The sequence below is a fragment of the Methylobacterium sp. WL8 genome (genome assembly GCF_008040045.1).
Lineage (GTDB): Bacteria > Pseudomonadota > Alphaproteobacteria > Rhizobiales > Beijerinckiaceae > Methylobacterium > Methylobacterium cerastii.
Map to the genome: position 1 here is coordinate 1 of NZ_VRVF01000147.1, position 4,594 is coordinate 4,594.

The following is a 4,594-nucleotide window of genomic DNA, read 5'->3' on the forward strand; positions in this document are numbered from 1 at the left end:
GGGCCCCGCGCCGCCGAATATCCCGCCGTCATCGGCTGCGACGAGGTCGGGCGCGGGGCCCTGTGCGGCCCGGTGGTGGTCGCAGCGGTGTGGTTCGACCCCGTCACGATCCCACCGGACCTGCTCGCCCGCCTCGACGACAGCAAGCGCCTCAAGGAGCCTTTGCGCGAGGCGCTGACGCCGCTGATCCGAGCGCATGCGCGCGTCGCGGTGGCTGCCGGCTCGCGGGCGCTGATCGACCGCGTCAACGTTCGCGTCGCGACCCTCGACGCCATGCGCCGGGCGGTGCTGAAGCTGTCCCTCGACGCGCCGGTGCTGGTCGACGGGCGGGACGCCGTCCCGGGCCTGTCGCAGCCCTGCCGCGCCATCGTCGGGGGCGACGGCGCGGTGCCGCAGATCGCCGCCGCCTCGATCGTCGCCAAGACGTTCCGCGATGGGCTGATGCGGGTGCTCGCCCGGCGCCATCCGCATTACGGCTGGGAGCGCAACGTCGGCTACGGCGCCCCCGTGCACCTCGCCGGCCTGAAAGCTCACGGCCGCAGCCCGCACCACCGGCTCAGTTTTACGCGGGGGTACGGCGAGGGCGGCAGTGGGACGGGGCTTGCGAAGGATGTCGCAGCGGTGCCCGTCCCCTCTCCGTGAGACTTCGGCGATGCCGAACCTGGCACGGGTTCCCCTCTCCCCGCGTGCGGGGAGAGGCCCGGCTGCACCTTGTCGTGCAGCCGGGTAGCGCAGGCGCAGGCGAAGCGGCGGTGATGGGGGCGACGGATAGGGTTCCTCCGTTGCAGCCCCCTCACCGTCGGCTGCCGCCTCGCTTTGCCGACGACGAGGTCGGCAAAGCCCTTTCCCGCGCGCGGGGAGAGGAGATGCGCGCAAGGCGAGCGCCAGAAGCGGAAGCGTGCGAATCCTGTGCCCGAATGGGGGAAAACGCGGCCCCCTCGCCTCCCGTCACAACAGCGAAAACTGCTCCCCCGGCTTGGCGAAAGCTGAGGCGTCGAGGGTGATGCGCGCCTTCGCGTAGCCGAGCCGCGTTTTCGCCAGGCGCATCCGCGTCGCGATCAGGTCGGCGTAGGCGCCCTCCCCGGTCATGCGCTTGCCGAAGGTGGCGTCGTATTCGCGGCCGCCGCGGGCCTGTGCGATCAGGGAGAAGACGTGACGTTGTCGCCCGGGATAGTGCTCGGCGAACCAGTCGGCGACGAGGTCCTTCAGTTCGTGTGGCAGGCGCAGCAGCACGTGGTTGGCCTCCCGCGCCCCGCAGGCGCGCGCCTCGGTCAGGATCGCCTCGATCTCGTGGTCGTTGAGCGAGGGGATGATCGGCGCGACGATCACCATCACCGGGATGCCGGCTTGGCTGAGCGCACGAATCGCCTCGAGGCGCTTGCGCGGATGCGGCGCGCGGGGCTCCATCTTCCGGGACAGCACCGGATCGAGGGTCGTCACCGAGACCGCGACCTTCACGAGGTTCCGCTCGGCCATCCCGGCGAGGATGTCGATGTCGCGGGTGACGAGGTTGGATTTCGTCACGATCCCGACGGGATGGCGCAGGCGTGCCAGCACCTCCAGCACGGCCCTTGTGATGCGGTGCTCGCGCTCGATCGGCTGGTACGGGTCGGTCGCCGTGCCGAGCGCGATGGTCTGCGCCTCGTAGCCCGGCGCCGACAGCTCGCGCTCCAGCAGGCGCGCCGCGTCCGGCTTGGCGAAGAGCTTTGTCTCGAAGTCGAGCCCGGGCGACAATCCGGTATAGGCGTGGTTCGGCCGCGCGAAGCAGTAGACGCAGCCGTGCTCGCAGCCGCGATAGGGGTTGATCGAGCGATCGAACGGGATGTCGGGCGAGGTGTTGCGCGTGATGATCCCGCGCGCCCGCTCCAGCGTCACCTCGGTCCGTCGCACCGGCCCGGGCTCGTCGGAAGGCCAGCCGTCGTCCAGGCTTTCGCGCCGGATCGCCTCGAACCGACCGTCCGGGTTGGCGGTGGCGCCCCGTCCGCGCACCGAGTCCTGCGCCGGCGTCGTTGCGGCGAGCCGGCGTGGGCTCGATTCGAGTTCGGACACATGGCGGGGTGCGGACATCGTGATGGGGGCGCCCCGGCGTGAAAGCTGTCTACAATAGAACATAGCAGGAACGAAATCGACGGGATACGCCTCGATTTTAGGCAAGTTCTCAGCGTTTGTGGCAACCGCGCAACGCAAGCGCGTCGCGTCGCGGCCGAGCGTCCTCGCTGGCCGAAAATACGTTATGCGCGACCATGATCTCCGCCCTGGTTCTCGTCGCCGACCCCGGCGACGCCGACGCGCTCGACCGTCTGGCCGACTCCCTGGGGGCGCTCGTGGCGGGCGTCGCCGCCGGTCTCGTGGGCGATGCGGTGATCGTGGCGGCGGCGATGGACCCCGGCGTCGACACCATCGCCGACGCCACAGGTGCCAGCCTCGTGGTGATGCCGCCCGGAGCGAACCCCTGGGTCGCGGGGGCGGCTTTGGCGCGCCGCGACTGGGTCTTGTGCCTCGAGGCCGGCGACGTGCCGGGGGATGGCTGGATCCGCACCCTCGACCGGTTCGTCGGCACCGCGGGCGCCGACTCCCTCGGACGGCTGTCGCGTCCGCATGCGAGCCTCGCGACGCGGCTCGCGGTCTGGGCCGAGGCGATGGTCGGCGCCGGGGTGGCGCGGCCCGGCGACGTGGTCCGGCGCGACCGCCTCACCGAGGCCGGCACGTTCGCGCCTCGGCTGACGCCGCGCCGGCTCATCGCCCGGATCGACCGGGCGTGAGGGTCAAGCGGTGACGGAGGCGCCCCGGCGCAGGTGCTCGTCGAGGCGCGGCATGATCTCGACGAAGTTGCAGGGGCGGTGCCGGTAATCGAGCTGGCTCGCGAGGATGCCGTCCCAGGCGTCGCGGCAGGCGCCGGGCGACCCCGGGAGCACGAAGACGTAGGTCGCGTTGGCGACCCCCGCCGTCGCCCGCGACTGCAGCGTCGAGGTGCCGATCTTGTCGTAGGAGATGCGGTGGAACACCGCCGAGAAGCCGTCCATCCGTTTCTCGAACAGCGGCTCCAGCGCCTCCGGCGTCACGTCGCGCCCGGTGAATCCGGTGCCGCCGGTGGTGATCACCACGTCGACGCCGGGATCGCGGGTCCAGCCCTCGACCGTCTCGCGGATCGCCGAGACCTCGTCGGGCACGATGGCGCGGGCGGCGAGCGCGTGGCCGGCTGCGGTCAGCCGCTCCGCAAGGGTGTCGCCGGAGCGGTCGTCCTCCGGCCCGCGCGTGTCCGAGACGGTGAGCACCGCGATCGACAGGGGGACGAAGCTGCGGGCAGGCGTGTCGGGCATCGAACGGTCTCCGAGATGTTCGCCCGGAATATGGGCCGTCGGCGCCGATTGTCCCATCCGTCGCCGCCGTGGCGGATCGCGGGCGCGATCCGTGGTATCGGCCCGACGACATGACCGATCCCATCGAACTTCGCGGTGCTCCCATGGATGCGTCCCCCGTCCGCCTCACCAGCCTCGCCCATGGCGGCGGATGCGGCTGCAAGCTCGATCCCGCGATCCTCCGGTCGCTGCTGGCCGACCAGCCGATCGCCGGGCCGTTCGAGCGCCTGCTCGTCGGCAACGAGACCGCCGACGACGCCGCCGTGTGGGCGCTCGACGACGGCACATGCGTCATCGCCACCACCGACTTCTTCACGCCGATGGTCGACGACCCGCGCGACTTCGGACGGATCGCCGCCACCAACGCGATCTCCGACGTCTACGCCATGGGCGGCCGCCCGATCATGGCGCTCGCCATCCTCGGGATGCCCGTCGGCAAGATCGCGCCCGAGGTCGTCGCCGAGATCCTGAAGGGCGGCGCCGCGACCTGCGCCGAGGCCGGCATCCCGATCGCCGGCGGCCACTCGATCGACACGCCCGAGCCGATCTACGGGCTCGCGGTGATCGGCATCTGCCGCCGCGAGGACGTGCGCCGCAACGCCGACGCGCGGGTCGGCGACGTGCTGATCCTGACCAAGCCGCTTGGCGTCGGCGTCTACTCCGCCGCGATCAAGCGCGACGCCCTACCGGCGGGCGGCTACGCGGACTTCGTCGCGACGACGACGCTGCTGAACAAGGTCGGCGCCGAGCTCAGTCCCGATCCGGACGTCCACGCCATCACCGACGTGACCGGCTTCGGCCTGCTCGGGCACGGGCTCGAGTTCGCCCGCGGCGCCGGCTGCCGCCTCGCGATCGACTGGGCGGCGGTGCCGCTGCTGCCCGCGGCCGAAGCGCTCGCGCGGGACGGCTTCGTCACCGGCGCGTCCCACCGCAACTGGACCGCCTTCGGCGCCGACGTCGCGCTGCCCGACGGTTTTCCCGAATGGGCGCGGCACCTGCTCACCGATCCGCAGACCTCCGGCGGCCTGCTCGTCGCCTGCGCGCCCGAGCGCGCCGACGAGATCCTCGCCCGCATCCGCGCCGCCGGGTATCCGGCCGCGGCGATCGTCGGGCGGGCGGAGGCGGGTGCGGCCGGCATCCGCGTCGCGCTCTGAGGCTGCACGCGGAAGGCGATCTTCACCAATCGCCGGGCATGGTCGCGGCCCCGCGACGCGTCGCGCAGAGCCGCCCGCCCC

General features: G+C 72.2%; 5 protein-coding genes. 3 read left to right on the forward strand and 2 right to left on the reverse strand.

Annotated features, from left to right (window positions below; translation table 11 throughout):
* On the forward strand, positions 1 to 642 hold a 642-nt coding region (locus tag FV234_RS25260), incomplete at its 5' end, for a ribonuclease HII (RefSeq protein WP_147832370.1).
* A 306-nt stretch (positions 643 to 948) separates the two neighbouring features.
* Here the strand turns inward: FV234_RS25260 and FV234_RS25270 are convergent.
* Positions 949 to 2,067 carry a PA0069 family radical SAM protein gene (locus FV234_RS25270; protein WP_147832371.1) on the reverse strand — a complete coding sequence of 373 codons (1,119 nt, stop codon included), beginning with the start codon at positions 2,065 to 2,067 and terminating at the stop codon, positions 949 to 951.
* 176 nt (positions 2,068 to 2,243) lie between these two features.
* Between FV234_RS25270 and FV234_RS25275 the strand changes: the two genes are divergently transcribed.
* Complete coding sequence (locus FV234_RS25275) at positions 2,244 to 2,762, forward strand: hypothetical protein (RefSeq protein WP_147832372.1); 519 nt, start codon at positions 2,244 to 2,246, stop codon at positions 2,760 to 2,762.
* Positions 2,763 to 2,765: 3 nt separating this feature from the next.
* Here the strand turns inward: FV234_RS25275 and moaB are convergent, their stop codons facing one another.
* Entirely contained in the window at positions 2,766 to 3,320 is a 555-nt protein-coding gene (gene moaB / locus FV234_RS25280; RefSeq protein WP_147832373.1) for a molybdenum cofactor biosynthesis protein B, read from the reverse strand.
* Between the two features lie 143 nt (positions 3,321 to 3,463).
* Here moaB and selD point away from each other — a divergent pair, with 143 nt between their 5' ends.
* Positions 3,464 to 4,513 (forward strand): selenide, water dikinase SelD, encoded by a 1,050-nt coding sequence (selD, locus tag FV234_RS25285; RefSeq protein ID WP_147832374.1) that lies wholly within the window; start codon positions 3,464 to 3,466, stop codon positions 4,511 to 4,513.
* Positions 4,514 to 4,594 lie beyond the last annotated feature (81 nt).

Excerpts from the sequence above, each read along its gene's own strand:
- FV234_RS25270 (WP_147832371.1), bottom strand. The coding sequence starts at position 2,067 with ATGTCCGCACCCCGCCATGTGTCCGAACTCGAATCGAGCCCACGCCGG.
- FV234_RS25275 (WP_147832372.1), top strand. The coding sequence starts at position 2,244 with ATGATCTCCGCCCTGGTTCTCGTCGCCGACCCCGGCGACGCCGACGCG.
- moaB (WP_147832373.1), bottom strand. The coding sequence starts at position 3,320 with ATGCCCGACACGCCTGCCCGCAGCTTCGTCCCCCTGTCGATCGCGGTG.
- selD (WP_147832374.1), top strand. The coding sequence starts at position 3,464 with ATGGATGCGTCCCCCGTCCGCCTCACCAGCCTCGCCCATGGCGGCGGA.